Here is a 22472-nt window from a genome sequence, read left to right as displayed (position 1 = left end):
GGAACAGCGCTAGTTTATGGGCTACTGCTAAGCGCTTTCCGGTCGCCATAAATGGCGACCCTACGTTTTCAGGAGCGATTTTGTAGGGTCGTCATTCATGACGACCAAGATATTCGGCAGGTTACAACCAGTTTTTGCGCTTGAAATAGAGGTACGGCGCCAGTCCGGCGAGGATCATCAGGCTGATCGCGCCCGGATAACCAAAGCTCCATTTCAGTTCAGGCATAAACTCGAAGTTCATACCGTAGCTTGATGCCACCAGCGTTGGCGGCAGGAACACCACCGAAACCACCGAGAAGATCTTGATGATGCGGTTCTGCTCGATGTTGATGAAGCCCATCGCCGCCTGCATCAGGAAGTTAACCTTCTGGAACAGCGATTCGTTATGCGGTAGCAGTGATTCGATATCGCGCAGGATTTCACGCGCCTGCTCCAGCTGATTGCTCGGCAGACGTGCCTTGCGCACCAGGAAGTTGAGCGCACGTTGCGTATCCATCAGACACAAACGCACCTTCCAGCCGATATCTTCCAGCTCCGCCAAACGCGACAGCGCCTGGTCGTACTCTTCGCCCTGCTGGCCTTCCATGATCACGCGGCTGAGTTTCTCCAGCGCGCTATAGATGTTCTCGATCTCATCCGCCAGCTGTTCGATTTTGGTTTCGAACAGATCGAGCAGCAGTTCATAGGCGTTACCATCGGTCAGCGTCTGGTTGCGCGCACGCATGCGATAGAGGCGGAACGCCGGCAGTTCACGTTCACGCAGCGTGTACAGGCGATCTTCGCGAATGGTAAATGCCACGGTGGAGTTGCCGGCATGATCTTCGGCATCTTCAAAGAAGAAGAAGGAGTGAATGTGCAGGCCGTCTTCGTCTTCGAAGAAGCGCGCCGAGGCTTCGATGTCTTCCAGTTCCGGACGCGTCGCCAGGCTCTGGCCGAGTTCACACTGCACGCGATCGCGTTCGCTGTCGTCGGGTTCGATCAGATCGACCCACACCGAGGTGTTGAGTTTGTCGTTATCTTCTTCCAGCTCGATGCGCGTCAGACGATTACGATCGAGTTTAAATGCGCTCAGCATAGCAATAACTCCCCATTTTTTTGGAATGGGACAAGGCGGTGAACCACTTTTTTATAGCGGGCACGGCGAAGCCTGAACACGGAAACTTTCGCTTCAAGGGTAAATCAGTGCTAACTCATGCGACGAGAGTAAAAAGGGAGGTCGCTGATAACCGCTAAGGCTACCAGCTAAAAGAGGTAACCTTAGGAGTTCCTGTTAAACAGGTGATTGAGCCAGCATCGACTGGGCGCGTCCAAGGCATTGTCCTCTCATGATAATAGTGCGCGCATGTTACGCTGAGACGAAAAAGTCGTCAAGGTAGCGCAACCGCGCTACACCGTTTCCAGACGGGCGTAAGCCGCCACCAGCCACTTGATTCCCTGGCCCTGAAACGCCACCTGCAGACGGCTGTGTTCACCGCTGCCTTCCAGGTTGATAATGGTGCCTTCGCCGAACTTGGCATGTCGCACACGCTGACCGAGCGTGAAGCCACTGTCATTTTGCGCGATCGGCGTGCCCATGCGCTGATGATTCACCGGACGACTGACGCTGGCGCGCAAACGGACCTCTTCCACACACTCTTCCGGCAGCTCGCCGATGAAGCGTGAGGGGCGGTGATACACTTCCTTACCATAAAGGCGGCGAGTTTCGGCGTAGGTCAGCGTCAGTTTGACCATCGCGCGCGTCACGCCAACGTAGGCCAGACGGCGCTCCTCTTCCAGACGCCCGCCTTCATCCAGCGACATCTGGCTTGGGAACATGCCCTCTTCCATGCCAACGATAAATACCTGACTGAACTCCAGCCCTTTTGCCGAGTGCATGGTCATCAATTGCACCGCATCCTGCCACTTGTCGGCTTGGCCTTCGCCCGCTTCCAACGCCGCATGTGACAGGAAGGCCTGCAGCGGCATGAGATCTTCGTCTTCATCCTGATAGCTGAACTGGCGCGTTGCCGTTACCAGTTCCTCAAGGTTTTCGATACGCGCCTGGCCTTTCTCGCCCTTCTCCTGCTCATACATGATCCATAAACCGGAGTCTTTAATCACGCGATCGGTTTGCACATGCAGCGGCATTTCGGCGGTTTCTGTGGCCAGTGAATCCACCAGTTCGCAGAAGCGTTGCAGTGCCGATGCGGCGCGTCCGGCCAAGGCTTTATTCTGTAATAGCTCGCGCGTTGCCTGCCACATTGTCAGTTGCTGTTCGCGCGCGGTCTGACGTACCACGTCTAGCGTGCGATCGCCCACGCCGCGCACCGGCGTATTCACGACTCGCTCGAACGCCGCATCATCATTGCGATTGGCCATCAAACGCAGATAGGCCAGCGCATCTTTGATCTCCTGACGCTCGAAGAAGCGCATGCCGCCATAAATACGATACGGCATGCTGCCTTGCAGCAGCGCCTCTTCCAGCACGCGTGATTGGGCGTTGCTGCGGTAGAGAATGGCGCAATCCTGCAGCGCGTTGCCGTTCTCATGCCAGCTTTTGATGCGATTCACCACAAAGCGCGCTTCGTCCAGCTCATTGAACGCGCAGTAGAGCGAAATCTTTTCGCCGTCGCTACCGTCGGTCCACAGCTCTTTACCGAGGCGGCCATTGTTGTTGGCGATCAGCGTGTTAGCGGCTTTCAGAATGTTATTGGTCGAGCGATAGTTCTGCTCCAGACGAATGGTTTCTGCGCCTGGGAAGTCCTGCAGGAAGCGCTGGATGTTCTCCACCTGCGCACCGCGCCAGCCGTAAATCGACTGATCGTCATCGCCAACAATGATCACGCGACCGGTGTCGCCTGCCAGCATACGAATCCACGCGTACTGAATGTTGTTGGTATCCTGGAATTCATCCACCAGCACGTTGCTGAAACGCTCGCGGTAATGGTTCAGGATATGCGGCTTATTGAGCCACAGTTCATGGGCGCGCAGCAGCAGCTCGGCGAAATCGACTAATCCGGCACGATCGCAGGCTTCCTGATACGCCTGATAGATGCGCAGCCAGGTTTGCTCCACCGGATTGCCGTAGCTTTCGATATGTTTGGGACGCAGGCCTTCATCTTTTTTGCCGTTGATGTACCACATGCCCTGACGCGCAGGCCACTGTTTCTCATCAAGGTTCATCGCTTTGATCAGGCGTTTGAGCAGACGTAGCTGATCGTCGCTATCGAGAATCTGGAAATCCTGCGGCAGACCGGCATCAAGGTGATGCGCGCGCAGTAAACGGTGCGCCAGGCCGTGGAAGGTACCAATCCACATGCCGCCCTGGCTGGTGCCGATCAGCTGATCGATACGGTGGCGCATCTCCGCCGCTGCTTTGTTGGTAAAGGTCACCGCCATAATCGAATAGGGCGAGCAGTTCTCTACCGACAACAGCCAGGCGATACGATGCACCAGCACGCGGGTTTTGCCACTGCCTGCTCCGGCCAGCACCAGCAGATTGCTACGCGGTGCGGCGACCGCCTCGCGCTGTTTGTCATTCAAGCCGTCAAGCAGTTCAGAAACGTCCATAAGCACCGTTTTAAGAATTGAGATACGTATCCAAAATCATTCAGCTTGCCGCAAGGCGGCAAGTGTGTGAATCCCCGGGAGCTTACATAAGTAAGTGACCGGGGTGAGCACGCGCAACCAACGCAGCGTCAAGTTGAATGATGACGGATACGACTGGATGTATTTACAGCTGTTGATTATAGCAGCGAGGTTAAAGATGCCAACCGATCAATTTCCACGTGCGGCAGCAGACGCGCATCGCCAATTTTCATCAGATTGCCTTCACGCAGATTGATCCAGCAGGCTTGCATGCCCGCACGCAGCGAACCGGCAACATCGGTGGTGAGATCGTCGCCAACGTGCAGAATGTGCTCGGGCGCGATGTTTAAACGCTCAGCGGCAAGGTGATACATATCCTGCCACGGCTTGGCGCGGCCGTGCGGACCGGCTCGCAGCGCGAACTGGAAGTAGTGATCGATGCCGAGCTTTTCCGGGCAGGCATTGCCGTTAGTGATCGCCACCAGCGGTACGCGCTCGCCCAGCCACGTCAGCGTTTGGTGCGTCTCATCTGGCATCGTGACTTCGCTGCGCCACTGATGGAATACGCTCATCACGTCGCTGGCACCGGCGCTAGCCTCTGCTGCGGATAAGCCGACATTGAGCAGCGCCAGCTCGACCGAGCGGCGGCGCCATTCGGACACGTCGTGATAAATTTCCGGCTCGCGCGCCAGCAACTCATTACGCAACGCCTGATAATCCGCCGGCGTGAATTCACGTAGCGCCGGGTGATAAGCCTGCAGTGCAGCATGCGATTCGGCAGTGGTTTTGCGGATGACGGGATGGTTGTCATACAGCGTGTCGTCGAGATCAAAGGTGATCGCCTTGATCGGGCCGAGCGGACGATAAAACTTCATTAAGACTTTCCTCGTTTGGCACGCGGATGGGCCGCATCATAAACCGTCGCCAGATGCTGGAAATCCAGATGGGTGTAGATTTGCGTGGTCGCCAGGTTAGCGTGGCCGAGCAGTTCCTGCACCGCGCGCAGATCGCCGCTCGATTCCAGCAAATGCGTGGCAAAAGAGTGGCGCAGTTTATGCGGATGAATATGGCTGGCAACGCCCTGCTTAATGCCCCATTCGGCAAAGCGCTTCTGCACGTTGCGCGTTGAAATCCGGCTGCCGCGGCTGGAGACAAACACCGCATCGTCCTGCGGCGCGAAGCTATCGCGCAGCGGTAACCAGTGCTGAATCCACGTCACCGCCGTGCCGCCAATCGGTACGCGGCGCTCTTTGCTGCCTTTACCCAGCACCCGCACTTCGCCCGCTTCCAAATCTATATGGCGGCAATCCATATTGACCAGCTCGGAGAGACGCAATCCGCCACCGTACATGGTTTCCAGCATCGCACGGTCGCGCACCGCCAGCGGATCGTTAAGGTCGATCTCCAGCAGTTGGTTAACTTCGTCGACATCCATGTTTTTCGGCAGGTGGCGCGCATTGCGCGGCGTGGAAATCCCTTTGGCGGGATTGGCGCTCAGCATGCCCTGATGGACTTGCCAGTCAAGAAAACTGCGCAGCGCCGACATGCGTAATGCCAGGCTGCTGGCGCCCAAACCGCCGCGACGGCTGCGCGCTGCCAGTGTGCGCACCTGCGCCGGCTCCAGCTGCGCCCAACTCGCCAGTTTCATCTCATCGGCCATTGCCATAATCGCCTGCAGTTGCCGTTGGTAATTCTTTTGCGTCAGCGGGCTGAGCTGGCGTTCGACCTTCAGATATCGCAGAAAGTCATCCACAGCAGGCAGCAGCGGACTGACGCTACTCATGCGCGCTCTACCCAGCGTGACAGCAGATCCGGCAACATTTGCGCCAGATGCTGCAGCAGCAGCGTGCCCATGCCCGCCTGATAATGCTGATTATCGCGGCTGGTGAACATCAATATGCCCAGCTCGCCACGCTCGCCCATCAACGACATCGCCACCGAGCCAATCGCTTTAGCCTGCGGTAACAACAGCAACAATTCCGGGCCATTCAGACTGCCAAGATAGTGATGCTCATCGCCAAAGCGCTGAATACGCAGCGGTTCGAATGCCTGACGAGACAAGCCGAGTTGGGTGAAATCAGAGGGTGCGCCGATGTGCCATTTATCGTTGAACAGGCGCACATGCGCACCTGCCAAACCGAGTTCGCGCGCCCAGCGATGCAGACGCGTCAGCATCTCCTGCAGGCTGTCAGCGGCGGCGAGATGGCCTTGCAACGCCAGCAGGCGATCAAACAGCTGATGGTTGGCGGTGGCCTGCTCCATCAGCAGCGTGATCTCCTCTTCCAGCTGCTGGATGTGGTTGCGCTGACGCGCCATATGCCACTCCACCAGCGAAACGCTGCCGCGTACCGGATGCGGCACCATCATCTGTTCGACCTGGCGCGCGTTACGAATAAAGAAATCGGGATTTTGACGCAGAAATGCGCTTACCGATTGATCGTCCAGCAAAACCTCACTTGCGGTTTGCTCTTCGACATTTTTCATAGATGAATAAACCCATCGTAAACGTGTGTGGCTGGGCCGGTCATAAACAGCGGCTGCCCTTCCCCTTTCCAGGCGATATGCAGCGTTCCGCCGGGAAGATCGACGCGCACATTCTCCGCCAAAATGCCCTGCTGAACGCCGCAGGCAACCGCCGCACACGCGCCGCTACCGCAAGCCTGCGTTTCACCCGCGCCACGTTCGTACACGCGCAGGCGGATATGCTCACGATTAACCACTTCCATAAAACCGACATTTACGCGCTCCGGGAAGCGCTCGTGGCTTTCCAGTTCTGGACCCAGCGTTTCAACCGGCGCGGTTTTCACGCTTTCCACCTGAATTACGCAATGGGGATTGCCCATCGAGACTGCGCCAAACATTACGGTTTGCTCGGCAACGCGTTGCAAATAAAGGTTCTCGGCTTTATTGGCCCGCAGCGGTACGCTTTGCGGTTCGAAGTTGGGCTGGCCCATATTGACGCGCACTAGCTCATCATTGGTGACGCTGAGCACCATGCGGCCAGTTTGGGTACTGACGCGAATGTCGTTTTTGTTGGTCAATCCTTTCAGGCGCACGAAACGTGCGAAACAGCGCGCACCATTGCCGCACTGCGCGACTTCGCTGCCATCGGCGTTGAAAATGCGGTAGTGGAAATCGAGATCCGGATCGTAAGGCGGTTCGACGATCAGCAGCTGATCAAAACCGATCCCCAGATTTCTGTCCGCCAGGCGGCGAATCAGTTCCGGCGAAAAAAAGACGTTTTGTGTCACAGCATCCACAACCATAAAGTCGTTGCCGAGACCGTGCATTTTTGAGAACTGCATTTTCTGCTCCGCCGGATTACTCATAGAGTTTAGTTCGCCTGCGAACCAGGCTGGCTGGTGACCAAACCGCCGACATCCGCATCCTGAGCGGCTTTCTGCTGCTGCTCGGTGACCTGCTGATTAGGCTTGTTAGGCTGATCTTTCGGCGGGAAATATAGCGGTCCTTTTAGGCCACAGCCTACCAGGCTGACCAGTGCCAGCGCCATACCCAGCTGACTTATCACTCGTATCATTCTGTCTGCTCTTCTGTCCTTAAGCCATGGTTGCTTATCATCGCAGTTGACGATGTAAAAGCAACAGGAAATAGCCGCAAATCCAGCAGCAGGTCAGAGTTACAGCGCATCCCGCCGCGCGAACGCGGGCAGGATCAATGCATTTGGTAGCGCGGCTGGAAGTCGCCGTTGTCGTTATCGGGCTGCGTGGCGCAGAGCTGCGTCAGCGTTTGGCTGCGGAAAGGAATCACCTGGAAACGCTCGCCCGTATTCACAATCTGGTAGAACTGCGGCAGGTTGAAATTGATAAAGCTGGAGCCGTAGGTAAAGCGATCGTGTGACGATGAGTAGAAACGACTCACATCACGTACCAGCTCTTCTTTACTGCCTTCGCAATGGTGATAAACCTCAACGCGGTTGGTTTCATCGAGGATATAGATGTTGAAGCCGCGATCGTCATTGGTGTCTTCAAAGAAGAACTGAATGATGCCTTCGCTGGCATAACCGTTAACCACCGGCGGCAGCGGCGTTTGGTTCGACTCCACTTTGATCGACAAGCCGTGCAGCTTGTTATTGGAAATCGCGCCATAGAATTCGACGGCGTTTTCCAGCTTCTGCACCGACACGCTCATGCGCTCGAAGAATAAGCCCCAGGTTTGGCCCGCCATACGCAACGCTTTGAAGCGGCCCGGTTCCTGACGCGTGCTCGACAGACGCAGCTCAATACACTCCGAAACCAGCTGCTGCACGCGCGTACGGATCAACCCGCGCAGATGCTGGCTGTAGCAGAACACTTCCACCGTATCCGGCGGTGCAGCATCCTGATGCATTTTGCCGAGAATGGTTTTCAGCGCTTCAATCATCGCCTGCTCGCCGTTGAAGTGCAGCGTACGCACTTCATTCCATGAGTTGCGATACAGCAGATCGATACTGCCAATCAGGCATTGCTGCTGCTGACCGAAGCTGAACACATCCAGCTTACGGAAATCAAAATGCACCACCTGATTGCGGAATGCCGAGGTGGGATCATGTTCCAGATTGACGATAATCGCCAGATGACGTATTTCGCACGGGCTATACAGCGCTTTTGGCGTTGGAGCCGGTACGCGCAACGGGAAGTGGCTCGATACATCGTTGACCAGTTCCTGCAGACGCGGTAGGTCGCACAGATCGTTGCCTTTCATGTGCAGGCGCGTTTTGCTGGTCAGCAAACCGTTAAACCACGCCCACGCCACCAGCTTGTTCAGATAGCGGTTATATTCCAGCGGCTGATGGCTGATGATTGAACTCATGTCCGGCGATTGGTTGTACAGATACCAGCCGGCGCGATTAGCGCGGCCCGCCGGGACGTGAATAAAGGTGAGATTCTCTTCCGAGAGATCGGGTGAAATCTGCGGGTTAACCAGCGTGACTTTACCTGGCAGCGCCTCAAACGCGGCATACAGTTTACGCGTCAGCACGCCGATATCTTGCGGGCTGGCGCTGACGCTTAAATTGTTGCGACGCGCAAAGCGGATCAGGTTGCGATAACTCTGCATCATCGCATCCAGCAGCTCATTGTGCGCTTCGCGTACCCGTTCAATTTTCCACTGCGATCGGTTATCCAGTACCGCCAGCTTCTCTTCATCCCAGCCCCACTCTTTCACCAGCTGCGAAAGAATCTCGCGACGCCAGCCAGTACGCTGATGATGGTGATCTTCGCTGGAGAGCTTTTCACACACTTTTAAGTAGAAACATCGACGCACTAAATCGAGGCGCGCCATGTCATCAACGCTGGTGAGATAGCGCGTCACGCGTTCCAGCATCATGCAGTAGGGATCGAGTCCGAAGCAGACAATTTCGCCATCATGCAGGCGCTGCTTGATATCCATCGACAGGAGCTGCGTATTGGGATATTCCCAGCTGTAGGCTTCCAGCAGCAGGGTTTTCAGCACCGCTTTGTACGGAGAATCGATACTTTTATACAGCTGCCACAAACTGGCGCCGAAGTACTCCTCCGCCGACAGCGTGCCAAGGCCACCGAGGTCGAGCCACTCATTTGGCGTCAACACGCCCTGGGAATAGAGTGACATGACGTAATCGTCGTAATGGTGCTCTTCTTCGCCAGGCACCATGTTCCACAGGATGCGTTTACCCGCCATACGCACGGCGGTACGGTAAAACTCATCCAGCAGCAGAATATGTTGGGTCGAGCCGCAATCTTCACCGCCGAGGCTGCCGCTTTCATTGTGGCGGAAACGGTTCTCGTCAATCAGGAAGAAGCTGACTTCCACACCCATCGACACACACCATTTCTGCAGAAGCGTACACTTGCGCTGCAGATTGAGGCGCTCTTCATTATCCAGCCAGGATTGATGGCACACCCAGATGTCGAGATCGGAGATGCTGTTTTGCCCAACGGACGAGGTACTGCCCATGGAGTAAATACCGGTAATTGGGCGTTCGCCAGCAACGGCATTGCTAAGATCGAGCGGCTGACCGCTTGTTAAGCTCTGCAGCAGCTGCTGTTGATTTTCATCGGGCGTGAAGAGGCAAACGCCATGCGGAACGCTACCTTCGAGGTAGCCCGGCATCAGCGGATGATGGTAGTGCAAAAATGTTGGCAGCAGACTGTAGACTTGCTGGAAAGCAGGCCCCATAGCAGCCAGTGCGCGATCGACGCGCAGCTGGTTAATCGCATCCAGTCTCTGTTTCAGTGTCTCAATGTAGAGGTACAAGACGTTTCGCCTGATTGTCCCAGTGTTAAGCACCCTGTTTCCGCAATCTGCCGCTTAATAATAAAGATATTGGGCAAATTATTGCTGGAAACGTGATCAATCTAACACCTGGAGGATTGACCGTAAAGAAAGTTGCGCTACTTAACAGTTTAGCATGTTCCGAACGTAGCCCTGCTTTTTTCAGACTTCGACTTCAGACTGAGATCCTGATTATTTCAGGCTGAGTCTGACATCGCGGCCTTTTCAATCCGTTGAAACTGACAGCATTCCCCTATCAATGATAGGATATTCGATGAACGATCAAAATGGTTAACAGCATGTTAAACAAAATTTTCAGAATTGCTACCAGACAAAGTCCTCTCGCTCTGTGGCAGGCACAATATGTCCAACAGCGCCTGATGGCCGCCCATCCGGGGCTACAGGTAGAGCTGCTGCCGATGGTCACGAAAGGTGATGTCATCCTTGATACGCCGCTGGCCAAAGTGGGCGGCAAAGGGCTTTTTGTCAAAGAGCTTGAGTTGGCAATGCTGGAAGACCGTGCCGATCTTGCCGTGCACTCAATGAAGGATGTGCCGGTCGATTTTCCGCAAGGGCTCGGTCTGGTGACCATTTGCGAGCGTGAAGATCCACGCGATGCTTTTGTCTCTAATCGTTACCACAGCATTGATGAACTGCCGCAGGGCGCGGTGGTCGGTACCTCCAGCCTGCGTCGCCAGTGCCAGATTAGCGCGCGTCGTCCAGATTTAGTCATCCGTTCGCTGCGCGGCAACGTTGGAACCCGTCTCGGTAAACTTGATGCTGGGGAATACGACGCCATCATTCTTGCTGCGGCAGGACTGAAGCGTTTAGGCCTGGAAGATCGCATCCGCCAGGCGATGCCCGCAGAGATCTCATTGCCTGCCGTTGGCCAGGGCGCTGTCGGCATCGAATGCCGCGTTGATGATGCGCAATTGATTACGCTGCTGCAGGCGCTGAATCACGATGATACCGCCGTGTGCGTGCGCGCTGAACGCGCGATGAACACGCGGCTGGAAGGCGGTTGTCAGGTGCCGATCGGTAGCTTCGCGGTACTGGAAGACGATCAGTTATGGCTGCGCGGTTTAGTCGGTTCACCTGACGGCAATCAGATGGTGGTAGGCGAGCGTCGTGGTCCACGCGATCAGGCCGAACAAATGGGCATTTCGTTAGCTGAAGAGCTGCTTGATGGTGGCGCGCGCGACATTTTGCGTGAAGTTTATCAGGGACAACCTCCCGCATGACCATCCTCGTGACCCGTCCGGAACCGGCTGCTACCGAACTGGTTTCGCGCTTGCGAAACCTGGGGAAGCTGGCATGGAGTTTTCCGCTCATTGAATTCACGCCGGGTCGTGATCTTCAACATCTGCCGCATCAACTTGCCGCACTGCAGCCGGGCGATCTGGTATTTTTGCTATCGCAGCAAGTCGTGACCTTCGCCCAACCCGCTTTACAGCACCACGCCACAGCATGGCCCGAAGCACTCAACTATTATGCTATCGGTCGCAGCACCGCTTTGGCGTTACACACCGTCAGTAATCTGAAAGTAGACTATCCTCATGCGCGGGAGACCAGTGAAGAACTGGTGCGTCTGAATCGCTTGCAGCAGGTAAACGGCAAACGCGCATTAATTCTGCGGGGCAGCCCAGGCCGCGAATTACTGGCAGAAACGCTGATTGAACGCGGTGCTGAAGTGCAGTATTGCGAGTGTTATCAGCGCTGTGAAAAACACTATAACGGCGCGATTGAAGGCCGCCGCTGGCGCGATCGCGGGATTACAACGCTGGTGGTCACTAGCGGTGAAATGTTACAACAACTCTTTTCTCTGTTTCCGCCGATTGATCGACGGGAATGGTTACTGCACTGTCGGCTTGTAGTCGTCAGTGAACGTTTGGCTACGCAAGCCGCTGAATTAGGCTGGCAGGACATTGATGTAGCCGATGGTGCCGATAACGATGCGCTGCTGCGCGCGTTACGCTGAACTTAACAATGGGATGAGCCATAATGACGGAACAAAAAGCCTCCTCCGCCATGGTTGAAGAAACCACCCCAGCGGACAATTCTCCCTCTCCAGCAACCAAGCCTCCTCGCGATAAAAAGAGCGATGGCAAGGTGCTGAGTGCAGTGGCGATTGTCATTGCGCTGGCGATTGGGGCGGGACTTTACCTCAATGGGAAACACCAGGCCGATTTACAGGCTCAAACTAATCAGAATCTGACTGAGCAGCTGAGCGCCTTGCAGCAGCAACTAGGCAGCGATAAACAGCAGCTGACGCAACAACTTGAGAGCGCTAACAGCGCCTTACAAGAGACGCGCACGCAGCAGGACAACAGCGCTAAAGAGCTGGAAACCCTGCGTGATAAAGTCGCCACCATTTCGGGTAACGATACCCGCACCTGGCTGCTGGCTCAGGCGGATTACCTCGTCAAACTGGCGGGCCGCAAACTGTGGAGCGATCAGGATGTCACTACCGCAGCAGCGTTACTGAAAAGTGCCGATACCAGTTTGGCGGATATGAACGATCCAAGCGTGATGAACGTGCGTCGTGCATTGACGCAGGATATCAGCTCGCTCTCCGCAGTCAGCCAGGTTGATTATGACGGCACTATTCTCAAGCTCAATCAGCTGTCGAACGGCGTTGATAATCTGCGCCTGGCCGATAACGACAGCGATGATTCACCGATGGATGCCGATGGCGGTGAGCTCTCTAGCTCACTGCACGAGTGGCGACAAAACCTGGTGAAAAGCTGGCATAACTTTATGGATGATTTCATCACCATCCGTCGTCGCGATAACACCGCGCAGCCGCTGCTGGCACCCAATCAGGACGTTTATCTGCGTGAAAATATCCGTTCGCGTCTGCTCATTGCTGCTCAGGCTGTACCGCGTCATCAGGACGAAATTTATAAACAGTCTATTGATGCCGTCTCAACCTGGGTACGCGCCTGGTACGACACCAATGATGCCGCCACCAAAGCCTTCCTCGCTCAGTTAGATGAACTGAGCCAGCAAAGCATTTCGATGGATGTGCCGGACACGCTGGAAAGTCAGCCGCTGCTGGAAAAACTGATGCAAACCCGTGTGCGTAATTTGCTGGCTCAGCCATCGGTTGCCGCTGACCAACAGGGAGGCTAACCATGCTTAAAGTATTGGTGCTTTTCCTGCTGCTGATTGCGGGCATTGTAATCGGGCCGATAGTTGCTGGCCATCAAGGCTATGTGCTGATTCAGACCGACAACTGGAACATCGAAACCAGTGTGACGGGACTGGCGATTATCTTGATCCTCAGCCTGCTGGTAATTTTGTTAGTCGAGTGGATTCTGCGTCGCCTGTTCCGCACTGGCGCACGCACGCGCGGATGGTTTACGGGCCGCAAGCGTCGTAGCGCGCAGCGTCACACGCAAAGCGCGCTGATGAAGCTAGCAGAGGGCGATTTCAAGCAGGCAGAAAAACTGCTGTCGAAAAATGCCGATCACGCCGATCAGCCGGTCGCTAACTACTTGCTGGCTGCGGAAGCGGCACAGCAACGTGGCGATGAAATTCGCGCTAACCAGCATCTGGAGCGTGCCGCCGAGTTGTCGGTGAACGACACCATTCCGGTTGAAATCACCCGCGTGCGTCTGCAGTTGGCGCGTAATGAAGATCATGCTGCTCGTCACGGCGTTGACCGCCTGCTGGAAGTGGCGCCTCGCCATCCGGAAGTGCTTCGTCTGGCAGAACAAGCCTATGTACGTACCGGCGCGTGGGGTGCACTGCTCGATATCTTGCCTGCAATGCAAAAAGTGCAAATCAACGATGAAGCACAGCGCGACGCATTGCAGCAGCAAGCCTGGCTGGGCCTGATGAATCAGGCGATGGCCGATCAGGGTAGCGACGGCTTGAAAAAGTGGTGGCAGAACCAGAGTCGTAAAACGCGTCAGGAAACCGCACTGCAAGTGGCGATGGCGGAACATCTGATTGAGTGTGACGACCCGGATACGGCGCAAAGCATCGTGCTGGACGGCCTGAAACGCCAGTATGACGATCGTCTGGTGCTGCTGATGCCGCGTATTAAAAGCGGCGATCCGCAATCGCTAGAGAAAGCACTGCGCCAGCAGATTAAACAGCACGGCGCTACGCCACTGTTGCACAGTACGCTGGGTCAGATGCTGATGCGTCATGGTGAATGGCAGCAGGCGGCAGAGGCATTCCAGCAAGCGTTAGCGCAGCGACCGGATGCCTTTGATTATGCCTGGCTGGCGGATGTTTACGATCGTCTGCATCGCCCGGAAGACGCCGCGAAAATGCGTCGGGAAGGCTTGTTACTCACGCTGAAGACCAATCCCAGCACCTGATTATACGATTGTTACTTTTGTGCACGCCGGGCTTGTCCCGGCTTTTTTTTCGCCTGTGGCAAATTGCAGATAAAAAAACACCTGCCATAAGCAGGTGTAAGATCAGGTCATTAAGACAACTGATGGCATCCGACTCAACGTAATGTCCTTCTTACTGCAGTAAAGCGTGCGCAAATACTGCCAGGCTGGACAACGGATGCCGTAAGGGGCTCTGCATCATTCCCAGGTTTATGTAGCATCAGCAAACATAAGAGGTGGAATGAGCATCTACAGGAATAGTATTGCACAAGCTGTGCCAAAACTGCAGATTACATAATAAGTTATTTTATATCAGTAAGATAAACCGATGGTGTACACATAACTGTCGGCAAATCACGACGAAAGCGTTAAAAGCTGTCTCTGCAGAGCGACAAGCAATGCAAGGAATTGTCATGCTATTAAAAATCAAAGGGTTAGATGTTGCTTAATAGCGACAAAGCGCAGAATGATACGTTCGGGGAGTGTTAATTAAGAAGTAAGGCGCGTTTGGCGGGCAGAAACGAAAAAAGCCTGCTTTCTCAAGCAGGCTTTACGAATATGGTCGGCGAGAGAGGATTCGAACCTCCGACCCACTGGTCCCAAACCAGTTGCGCTACCAAGCTGCGCTACTCGCCGATTTTTTACTTCTTACCGCTACTGCGTAATTTTGCCTGGTGCGAAGGGAGGGACTTGAACCCTCACGTCCGTAAGAACACTAACACCTGAAGCTAGCGCGTCTACCAATTCCGCCACCATCGCGTGACCGAGCAAAATCTGGGGTGGCTAATGGGACTCGAACCCACGACAACTGGAATCACAATCCAGGGCTCTACCAACTGAGCTATAGCCACCATAAATCTGGTGCGTAAACGTATCACGCTTACGTAAATTCACTGCATAACGCGGTTAAACCAACCACCGAAGCTCTTGCGCACAAACTAAATGGCGCGCCCGACAGGATTCGAACCTGAGACCTCTGCCTCCGGAGGGCAGCGCTCTATCCAGCTGAGCTACGGGCGCGTAGCGCCGTTGCGGATGGGCATACTACGGGCTTGACCTCATGCTGTCCAGCCCTTTTTTATAAAAAAAACGCGTTTGATTACGCTTTGTGCATTCCATCGATAATTACTGCAGTTTGAGGCGCTTACCCTGTCAATTCTGCTGGAAAAATCAGCAATTTCAGAGATCGCCGCGCCAATGGTAGCGTAAATATTTCAGCAGCTTTAATTGGCGACGCCAGCGTGAAGGTTGACGAATGAGACGATAAAGCCATTCCAACCCGGATTTTTGCCACCAGATTGGCGCGCGCTGAACGTGCCCAGTGAAAACATCATAAGTGCCGCCCACGCCCATATAGAGCGCATGCGGCCAATGTGCGCGGCAATCACGCATCAGCAACTCCTGACGCGGCGAACCCTGCGCGACCGTAACAATCTGCGCGCCGCTTGCCGCAATACGGGCAATCAGCGCCTCACGATCTTCAGGGGCAAAGTAACCATCCTGACTGCCAACGATATTCACATTCCACTGCCGACGCAGCTTGTCGCAGGTTTCCTGCAACACTGCCTGACGTCCACCAATCAGAAAGACTGGAATGCCGCTGCGTCCAGCATGCTCCATCAGCGCTTCCCAAAGATCCGCGCCCGCGATGCGATTGACCTGCAGTTGGGGATATTTTTTGCGCAGCGAGCGGACGATGCTGATGCCGTCCGGATATTTGAATTCTGCCTCAGCAATCAACGAGCGTAATTGCGCATCCTCTTCCAGCGTCAGCATTTTCTCAGCATTTATCGCCACCAATGTGCCGCTGCGCGGCTTACCATCAGGCAAAAGAAAGCGCAGAAAGCTCGCCATATCGTTGAAGGCGTGAAGATCGACTCCGCGCAGGCTATAGCGCGGCTTATCGGTTTCCATGGTATGAATTTCCCGTTGTGCCCAGAAGTTAAGAGGGGCTGTGTAAAACCGGCTCGCTGCGCGGACGAATTAGCCCCGCGCGCGCCAACAGCCAGTACAACAATTTAGCCACCCACATGCAGGCAGCAAAAATCAGACAAAAGAACACCACGCGCGAGCCAAAAGCATCCAGCCCTTCACGTGCCAACACGATCATGTTAAATACCGCGCCGAAGCAAAAACTCTGCAAAATCGCCCCGCTATATCGGTTACTGGTATCGCGACCATACAGATAAAGGTTATCAAAGCCCTTCATGAGCAGGCCCACGGCAACCGCGCCGATCGGGATAAACCACACGCCCCCCATCACCAGCAGCGAACCAAGCAGCGTAGGTGAAATAGCTAAGCCAGAATGGTTGTTTAACACTTCCCAGGTAAAGTAATTGGCGCTGTTCAAAATCATTGATGGACGCCCTGGCCACATCCAGCTGGGAATGAACACGTAGAAATCACGCCAAATCGGCGCCAATCCTTGAAAATCGATTTTGTCGTAGTTTTGCAGTAACAGTGCCAGATTTTCCCAAGGCGAGAAGGTATCGCGCGTCAGATAAAGGAAAGTGTAAAACGCCTCATCACCCACCACATCAAGGTTGTAGCGACGCAACGCCAGCCAAAACATGCCGCCAATCGCCATCACGCCGGCGCCGACCAGCATCCACAAGGTGATCCAGCCACGCGTAATACCGATAAACAGGAACAGCGCAAAAGCGATAATAATATTGGCGCGCGTGCCGCCCACCAGCGCGTAGGTCAGTAATCCAAATGCGACCGATACCAGCAAAAACCACAGCCACTGGCGCTGCGTTGGCTTGAGGAAGTAACGAATCAACATCGCCGGAATAAAGAAATAGAAGAAGCGCTTGAGCGCCACGCCGGACACTTCACTGGAGAAAATCTGGTTGTACGCCGACAGCCTGAACAACAGCAAGCCATTGTGCATAAAGAACACGGTTACGGTGCCAATGGCCACCAGCGCCAGCAGCAGGCAGGTTAGATGGGTTTCGACCCGGTTCATTTCCAGCCAGGGTTTGCGCGCTGGCGCATTAGCCGGCCGCAGCCGCACCTTGTAGCTGACGTAATAGATGGCATAAAAACTGGTGGCGGCCAGCAGCGCCTGCAGCAGATATTCCGCTGGCACCACCGCGACGTTAAAGCGGAACACCAGCACGCTGGTCAGCGGGAAGCCAAAATAGAAGGTCAGTAAAAAGAGAATGGTAAAGAACAGGTGGAAATTGAAGCGCACCCGTTTAAATTCTCGCCAGGTTAAAGTCAGAATGAAACCCAGCGAAAACAGATAAACCACCAGCAGACCACTAAACTGCATCAGGCTCATGTTCATTTCCTTTCACTCAGGGTTAACGCATCGCGCCAGCCTGCCAGATAACCCGGGGCAAAGAAGGCAATCGATGATTTATCACACTGCTTCAGTTGCCGCTGTGCTTCAGCGATACTGGCCGCATCCAGCGCATCTTCACTAAACAATACCGGCAAGCCTTGTTCACTGAGATCGCGCCAGAACGGATTTTTGCGGTTCAGCACGAAGGGAATATCAGCCTGAATCAGCAGACAAAGTGTGCCAATGCCTTGCTGACGTTCGAACATAAAATAGCCGAGCTGGCAGCGGCTAAGCAATGTCAGATAGGCATCAAAGTCGATCTTGTCGCGCAGCAAAGTGACCTGCCCCACCGGAAACAAGCGCTGTGCGGCCGCAGAAATTTCATCAATGTAGCTATGATTATTTTCCGGATAGCCGAGCGGCACCACAATTTTTACCCGTTCGCCAAACTGCGCACGAATCGCCTCCAGACCGGCAATGTGGTGATTACTGCGATCGCCAGAGTTACCAAGCAGGATGGTGAAATCATAGGTTTCCAGCGACGCGGGGATTGCCATATCTGGCATGCGCGTCGGGAAATAGAGCAGTGAAGCCGGAACGCGCGGATGACGTTGTTGGTAATGGTGCAAATCACCTCGCGTAGCAAATACTTGCGCCAGGCGCCCCTGTGCCAGGCGGCGCAGCAGATAAAACAGCTGATACTTGAGCCCGCGTCCTTCTTCATAGAGATCCGCACCCCACACATGCCAGAACGCCTGCTGACGGCGCAGTTTGCCGCTCAGTAACGCCAGCCAAATGCCCGGATTGAACTGGCCATGAAAGAAGAAGCGCTGCGAACGATCGGCTGCGCGCGCCACCACCGCCTGCGCCAATGCACGCTTACTGGTGAAGGTTTCAATCTGCAGTGACGAATAGGCATGCAGCGTTTCTGGCGCGCTGGCAACCACCATAAATTGACGCGGCGTATCGCCAGGCATCTCGGCGCTCATCACGTCATTAAAGAAACGCAGCACCGTATGATTGTGATGCGGGATATCCGATCCCAACACGTGAAATAAAGTCATTTTTTCCGGCAATAAATCAAGAAGGTGCCACAGCAAAGGGCGAAATAGAGTATGTAGGTGGCCATATAAGCCTGCGCGGCTCCAGCGGTACCGTGCAGCGGGATCAGCCAATGGGAGAAGCCTGTTAGCAGCGCAAACTGGCTAATTTCAGTCAGAATATAAAAGCGCAGCGACGCTTTGGCGATCACCAGATATCCGAAAACATAGGCGCCGACTTTAAAGACGTCACCACACAACTGCCAGACAAAAAGGTCACGCATGGCGCTGAACTGCGGCGAAAACAGCAGCCAGATAGCCACATCGCGTAGCAGCCACACGCAGAAACTGGCAGCGGCGACGGCTGGCAAAACAAAGCGCAGCGCACGACCAATTTCACGCGCTATCTGCGGCTTAGTTTCCAGACGCGCCAGCGTAGGCAGCAACCAGACGCTAAAGGTGGCGGTGATAAACTGCAAATAGGCATCGGAGATGCTGGTGACGCCCTGCCATAAGCCGACCTGCGCCCAACCTTGCTGTTCTGCCAGCAAATTTCGCATCATCACCCACGCTACCGGCAAGGTGAATGAGGTAATCAGCGCCATCAGCGTAAACTTCGCCAAATTACGCGCCAGCTCGGGCTGCCATGTGGGCTTAAGCCAGCTCAGCGGTAATATATCGCGATGGCGTCGCAGCATGATCAGGGCAGGAAAGACAACCAGCGCCGGTACCAGCGCCAAACCAACCAGCGCACCGGCGTAACCGCCCAGCCACCAGCACAATACATAACCAAGCACGCCAATCAGGCTTCCAGCGATAAGCGCCAGCGCATTACCGCGCGCATCGCGAAAACCTTTTAGCAGCGCCAGAGTCAGGTTAGCCCAGGCAATGCCGAGCTGGAGAAAGGCGACAATGCGCACCACATTTTCGTATTCAGCATGACCAAATAGCGCCGCGCTAATGGGCCGTGCCGCCAGTAAAAAAACCAGCGCCAACAGCGTAGAAAAGCCCAGCACCATCGCCGACGCCGTGCCGGTGACCGCACGTAGTTGTTGCGGCTGTTGCTGATGCTGCGCCACCAGAGTGGTGACGCCGTTGAAGATACCCGCGCCTGCCAGCACGCCGAGTACGGTGATTAACTGGCGGAAGTTACCCGCCTGCCCGATACCTTCCGGTCCAAAACTGACCGCTAGCAGCTTCACCACCAACAAGCCGGCAACGATTTTTATCAGCGTGGAGGAGGCGGTCCAGACTGAGGCTTTGGCTAACGACATCAGGCAAAGAAACTCAACAGCGAACTGATCACCGTGCGCTGGTTATTATCTGAGAGGTTATAGAACAAGGGCAGGCGCAGCAGGCGCTCACTTTCAGCGGTGGTAAACACATCCTCACCGTGGAAGCGGCCAAAGCGTTCACCCGCCGGCGATGAGTGCAGCGGGATGTAGTGAAACACCGTGAGGATTTCCGCTTCTTTCATCCAGTTGATCAGCGCCTGACGATCGTTGCTGTCGCGCAGTTTGATGTAGAACATGTGCGCATTGTGTTGGCAATGCTCCGGCACCACCGGCAGTTCAATACGACCGGCTGCTGCCAGCGGTTGCAGCGCATCATAATAGCGCTGCCATAGCCGCAAGCGCTGCTGATTGATTTGCTCCGCCGCTTCCAGCTGCGCCCACAAATAGGCCGCTTGCAGATCCGCCATCAAATAGCTGGAGCCGATATCGCGCCAGGTATATTTATCCACCTGACCACGGAAAAACTGGCTGCGGTTGGTGCCCTTTTCACGAATGATCTCAGCACGCTCTATCAGCTGCGCCTCATTGATCAGCGTCGCCCCGCCTTCACCGCCCGCGGTGTAGTTTTTGGTTTCGTGGAAGCTGAAGCAGCCAATATGACCGATGGTGCCGAGCGCGCGTCCTTTGTACTGCGACATCACACCCTGCGCGGCATCTTCGATCACATAGAGTTTATGCTTCGCTGCCAGCGCCATGATGCTGTCCATTTCGCAGGCCACGCCCGCGTAATGTACCGGCACGATAGCGCGGGTTTTCGGCGTGATCGCTGCTTCAATCAAGGTTTCGTCGATATTCAGCGTATCGGGACGCACATCGACAAACACAATGGTCGCGCCGCGCAGCACAAAGGCATTGGCGGTGGAGACGAAGGTGTAGCTCGGCATGATCACTTCATCGCCGGGCTGCAAATCGATCAGCAGCGCGGCCATCTCCAGCGACGCAGTGCACGACGGCGTCAGCAACACTTTTTTGCTGCCAAAATGTTGCTCCATCCACTGCTGACAGCGACGAGTAAAGCCGCCGTCACCGCACAGTTTGCCGCTGGCCATCGCCGACTGCATGTATTCAACTTCGCTGCCGACAATCGGCGGTGCATTAAAGGGGATCATGTGGCTTTCCTGTAGAACCAGTAAGCGGTGCTTTCCAGCCGCGCACCGCTGCGTAAATAGAGGCGCATCGCCGCGAGATTGCTGAGCTGGGTGGCTACGCGCAGATGCGCAAGCTGGCGCACGCGGCCCCAGTCAGCGGCAGCGAGCAGTAAACGCTGGCCCACGCCACAGCCTTGCGCGTCGGGCAATACCGCTAGCAGACCAATACGCATATCGCCGTCGACTTCGCGCATTGAAACGAAACCCTGCAGCGCGCCCTGCTCATTGCAGGCTACCAGGCATTGGTTATCGAAGGTGCCGCGCACGGCGTTCTCAATCCACTGCGCATAGAAACGCCCGCTGTCAGCCGCATCAAACCACGGCGCGCGAAAGCGGCTTTGGCTAAACGCTTGGGCAGCAGCATCACGTAATGCCGGGATTTGTGCTTCCCGCGCGATGCGCACCCCGGTTTGCCGCTCGGTAAGTTTGATACCGATGGCGAGGTCGGCTTCACCTTCAACCAACTGAAAGCCGTGTTGGCTCAACGCATCGATCATCTCAACACGCTCAGCAGGCACTTTGGTTTGCCACAGCGCATACGGCTGTTCAAGCGCTTCCGCCAGCGGCAGATCGCCATCCAGCGTTAAACGAGCGCTGTTCTGACCAAAGAAGTCGTTTTCCCACGTAAGGGGATTAATATTGACGCGGACGGGCATGATGAACATCCAGCAGGTACTGGCCGTAGCCGGTTTTGGTGAGCGCCTGTGCTGCTGCCAGCAACTGTGCGTCGCTTAGCCAGCCGTTGCGCCATGCAATCTCTTCCAGGCAGGCAATTTTAAACCCCTGGCGTTTTTCAACCGTCTGCACAAACATGCTCGCCTCAATCAGGCTGTCATGTGTTCCGGTATCCAGCCAGGCAAAACCACGGCCCAATAGCTCAACAGATAGCTCACCCTGATCGAGGTACATCTGATTGATAGCGGTAATTTCCAGCTCACCCCGCGCGGAAGGTTTAACCTGTTTAGCAAACTCCACCACGCGATTATCGTAAAAATAGAGGCCCGTTACCGCCCAGCGTGATTTCGGCTGCTGCGGCTTTTCCTCAATTGAGAGCGCGTTGAAGTCATCATCAAACTCCACCACGCCAAAACGCTCGGGATCCATCACCTGATATGCGAACACGGTAGCGCCGCGGCTGCGTGCGGCCACCTTCTTCAGTTTGGGGCTGAAGCCCTGACCGAAATAAAGATTGTCTCCCAGCACCAGGCAGCACGGGTCGTCACCGATAAAGGATTCACCAATGATAAATGCCTGCGCCAGCCCGTCCGGGCTAGGTTGTTCGGCATACGCCAGCTGGATGCCAAATTCGCTGCCATCGCCCAGCAAGCGTTCAAAGTGAGCGCGATCTTCCGGCGTGGTAATGATCAGAACTTCGCGAATTCCGGCCAACATCAGCACAGACAGCGGATAGTAAATCATCGGCTTGTCGTATACCGGCAACAACTGCTTCGAGATGGCGCGAGTAATCGGATGCAAACGCGTACCCGAACCTCCGGCTAAAATGATGCCTTTCATCGCTGCTCCTTCTGAAT

Annotated in this window: 19 protein-coding genes and 4 tRNA genes; 4 read left to right on the top strand and 19 right to left on the bottom strand. The window is 55.2% G+C overall.

Annotation, left to right across the window (positions count from 1 at the left end):
* Positions 1–121 precede the first annotated feature (121 nt).
* The 8 genes from corA to PMI17_RS13665 all read right to left on the bottom strand — a co-directional run bounded on the left by corA (position 122) and on the right by PMI17_RS13665 (position 9801).
* Positions 122–1075, bottom strand: a complete 954-nt coding sequence (gene corA, locus PMI17_RS13700) for a magnesium/cobalt transporter CorA (RefSeq protein WP_009127850.1) — start codon at positions 1073–1075, stop codon at positions 122–124.
* A 311-nt stretch (positions 1076–1386) separates the two neighbouring features.
* Complete coding sequence (uvrD, locus tag PMI17_RS13695; protein WP_009127848.1) at positions 1387–3549, bottom strand: DNA helicase II; 2163 nt, start codon at positions 3547–3549, stop codon at positions 1387–1389.
* A gap of 176 nt (positions 3550–3725) precedes the next feature.
* Entirely contained in the window at positions 3726–4442 is a 717-nt protein-coding gene (yigB, locus tag PMI17_RS13690; RefSeq protein WP_009127845.1) for a 5-amino-6-(5-phospho-D-ribitylamino)uracil phosphatase YigB, read from the bottom strand.
* Positions 4442–5350 (bottom strand): tyrosine recombinase XerC, encoded by a 909-nt coding sequence (gene xerC, locus PMI17_RS13685; RefSeq protein ID WP_009127843.1) that lies wholly within the window; start codon positions 5348–5350, stop codon positions 4442–4444. Before xerC ends, yigB begins: the two co-directional genes overlap by 1 nt.
* Entirely contained in the window at positions 5347–6051 is a 705-nt protein-coding gene (locus tag PMI17_RS13680; protein WP_009127841.1) for a DUF484 domain-containing protein, read from the bottom strand. The genes xerC and PMI17_RS13680 overlap by 4 nt, the downstream gene beginning before the upstream one ends.
* Positions 6048–6872, bottom strand: coding sequence for a diaminopimelate epimerase (gene dapF / locus PMI17_RS13675; protein WP_009127839.1), 825 nt, complete (start codon positions 6870–6872; stop codon positions 6048–6050). Before dapF ends, PMI17_RS13680 begins: the two co-directional genes overlap by 4 nt.
* Positions 6873–6901: 29 nt before the next feature.
* Positions 6902–7105, bottom strand: a complete 204-nt coding sequence (locus PMI17_RS13670) for a lipoprotein (protein ID WP_009127837.1) — start codon at positions 7103–7105, stop codon at positions 6902–6904.
* A 134-nt stretch (positions 7106–7239) separates the two neighbouring features.
* Positions 7240–9801 (bottom strand): class I adenylate cyclase, encoded by a 2562-nt coding sequence (locus PMI17_RS13665; protein WP_036621210.1) that lies wholly within the window; start codon positions 9799–9801, stop codon positions 7240–7242.
* Positions 9802–10118: 317 nt separating this feature from the next.
* On the opposite strand from PMI17_RS13665, the gene hemC reads away from it, so the two are divergent.
* The 4 genes from hemC to hemY are packed head-to-tail and all read left to right on the top strand — an operon-like array spanning position 10119 to position 14150.
* Positions 10119–11060: a hydroxymethylbilane synthase gene (gene hemC / locus PMI17_RS13660; protein ID WP_036621221.1), complete on the top strand. Its 942-nt coding sequence runs from the start codon at positions 10119–10121 to the stop codon at positions 11058–11060.
* Positions 11057–11797 (top strand): uroporphyrinogen-III synthase, encoded by a 741-nt coding sequence (gene hemD / locus PMI17_RS13655; RefSeq protein ID WP_009127832.1) that lies wholly within the window; start codon positions 11057–11059, stop codon positions 11795–11797. The genes hemC and hemD overlap by 4 nt, the downstream gene beginning before the upstream one ends.
* A gap of 23 nt (positions 11798–11820) precedes the next feature.
* Entirely contained in the window at positions 11821–12951 is a 1131-nt protein-coding gene (gene hemX / locus PMI17_RS13650) for a uroporphyrinogen-III C-methyltransferase (RefSeq protein ID WP_009127830.1), read from the top strand.
* A 2-nt stretch (positions 12952–12953) separates the two neighbouring features.
* Entirely contained in the window at positions 12954–14150 is a 1197-nt protein-coding gene (gene hemY / locus PMI17_RS13645; protein WP_009127829.1) for a protoheme IX biogenesis protein HemY, read from the top strand.
* Positions 14151–14727: 577 nt separating this feature from the next.
* Here hemY and PMI17_RS13640 read toward each other — a convergent pair.
* From PMI17_RS13640 to rfbA, 11 genes are all read right to left on the bottom strand, one after another.
* Positions 14728–14804: transfer RNA gene (locus PMI17_RS13640), tRNA-Pro, on the bottom strand.
* Between the two features lie 36 nt (positions 14805–14840).
* Positions 14841–14927: transfer RNA gene (locus PMI17_RS13635), tRNA-Leu, on the bottom strand.
* A gap of 16 nt (positions 14928–14943) precedes the next feature.
* Positions 14944–15019, bottom strand: a tRNA-His gene (locus tag PMI17_RS13630).
* 92 nt (positions 15020–15111) lie between these two features.
* A tRNA-Arg gene (locus tag PMI17_RS13625) sits at positions 15112–15188 on the bottom strand.
* Between the two features lie 159 nt (positions 15189–15347).
* The gene (gene wecG, locus PMI17_RS13620; RefSeq protein ID WP_009127828.1) at positions 15348–16082 is read right to left on the bottom strand and encodes a lipopolysaccharide N-acetylmannosaminouronosyltransferase; all 735 of its coding nucleotides are present in this window, start codon (positions 16080–16082) and stop codon (positions 15348–15350) included.
* Positions 16083–16110: 28 nt separating this feature from the next.
* Positions 16111–17454, bottom strand: a complete 1344-nt coding sequence (gene wzyE, locus PMI17_RS13615) for an ECA oligosaccharide polymerase (protein ID WP_009127825.1) — start codon at positions 17452–17454, stop codon at positions 16111–16113.
* 2 nt (positions 17455–17456) lie between these two features.
* Complete coding sequence (locus PMI17_RS13610; RefSeq protein WP_009127823.1) at positions 17457–18521, bottom strand: TDP-N-acetylfucosamine:lipid II N-acetylfucosaminyltransferase; 1065 nt, start codon at positions 18519–18521, stop codon at positions 17457–17459.
* Positions 18518–19771: a lipid III flippase WzxE gene (gene wzxE / locus PMI17_RS13605; protein WP_009127821.1), complete on the bottom strand. Its 1254-nt coding sequence runs from the start codon at positions 19769–19771 to the stop codon at positions 18518–18520. The genes PMI17_RS13610 and wzxE overlap by 4 nt, the downstream gene beginning before the upstream one ends.
* Complete coding sequence (gene rffA, locus PMI17_RS13600) at positions 19771–20901, bottom strand: dTDP-4-amino-4,6-dideoxygalactose transaminase (RefSeq protein WP_009127819.1); 1131 nt, start codon at positions 20899–20901, stop codon at positions 19771–19773. Before rffA ends, wzxE begins: the two co-directional genes overlap by 1 nt.
* Positions 20898–21596, bottom strand: coding sequence for a dTDP-4-amino-4,6-dideoxy-D-galactose acyltransferase (gene rffC, locus PMI17_RS13595; RefSeq protein WP_009127816.1), 699 nt, complete (start codon positions 21594–21596; stop codon positions 20898–20900). The genes rffA and rffC overlap by 4 nt, the downstream gene beginning before the upstream one ends.
* Positions 21574–22455: a glucose-1-phosphate thymidylyltransferase RfbA gene (gene rfbA, locus PMI17_RS13590; RefSeq protein WP_009127814.1), complete on the bottom strand. Its 882-nt coding sequence runs from the start codon at positions 22453–22455 to the stop codon at positions 21574–21576. The genes rffC and rfbA overlap by 23 nt, the downstream gene beginning before the upstream one ends.
* Between the last annotated feature and the right edge of the window lie 17 nt (positions 22456–22472).

Source organism: Pantoea sp. GM01, assembly GCF_000282675.1.
Classification (GTDB): Bacteria; Pseudomonadota; Gammaproteobacteria; order Enterobacterales; family Enterobacteriaceae; genus Pantoea; species Pantoea nemavictus.
This window is presented reverse-complemented; position numbering and strand designations above follow the sequence as displayed.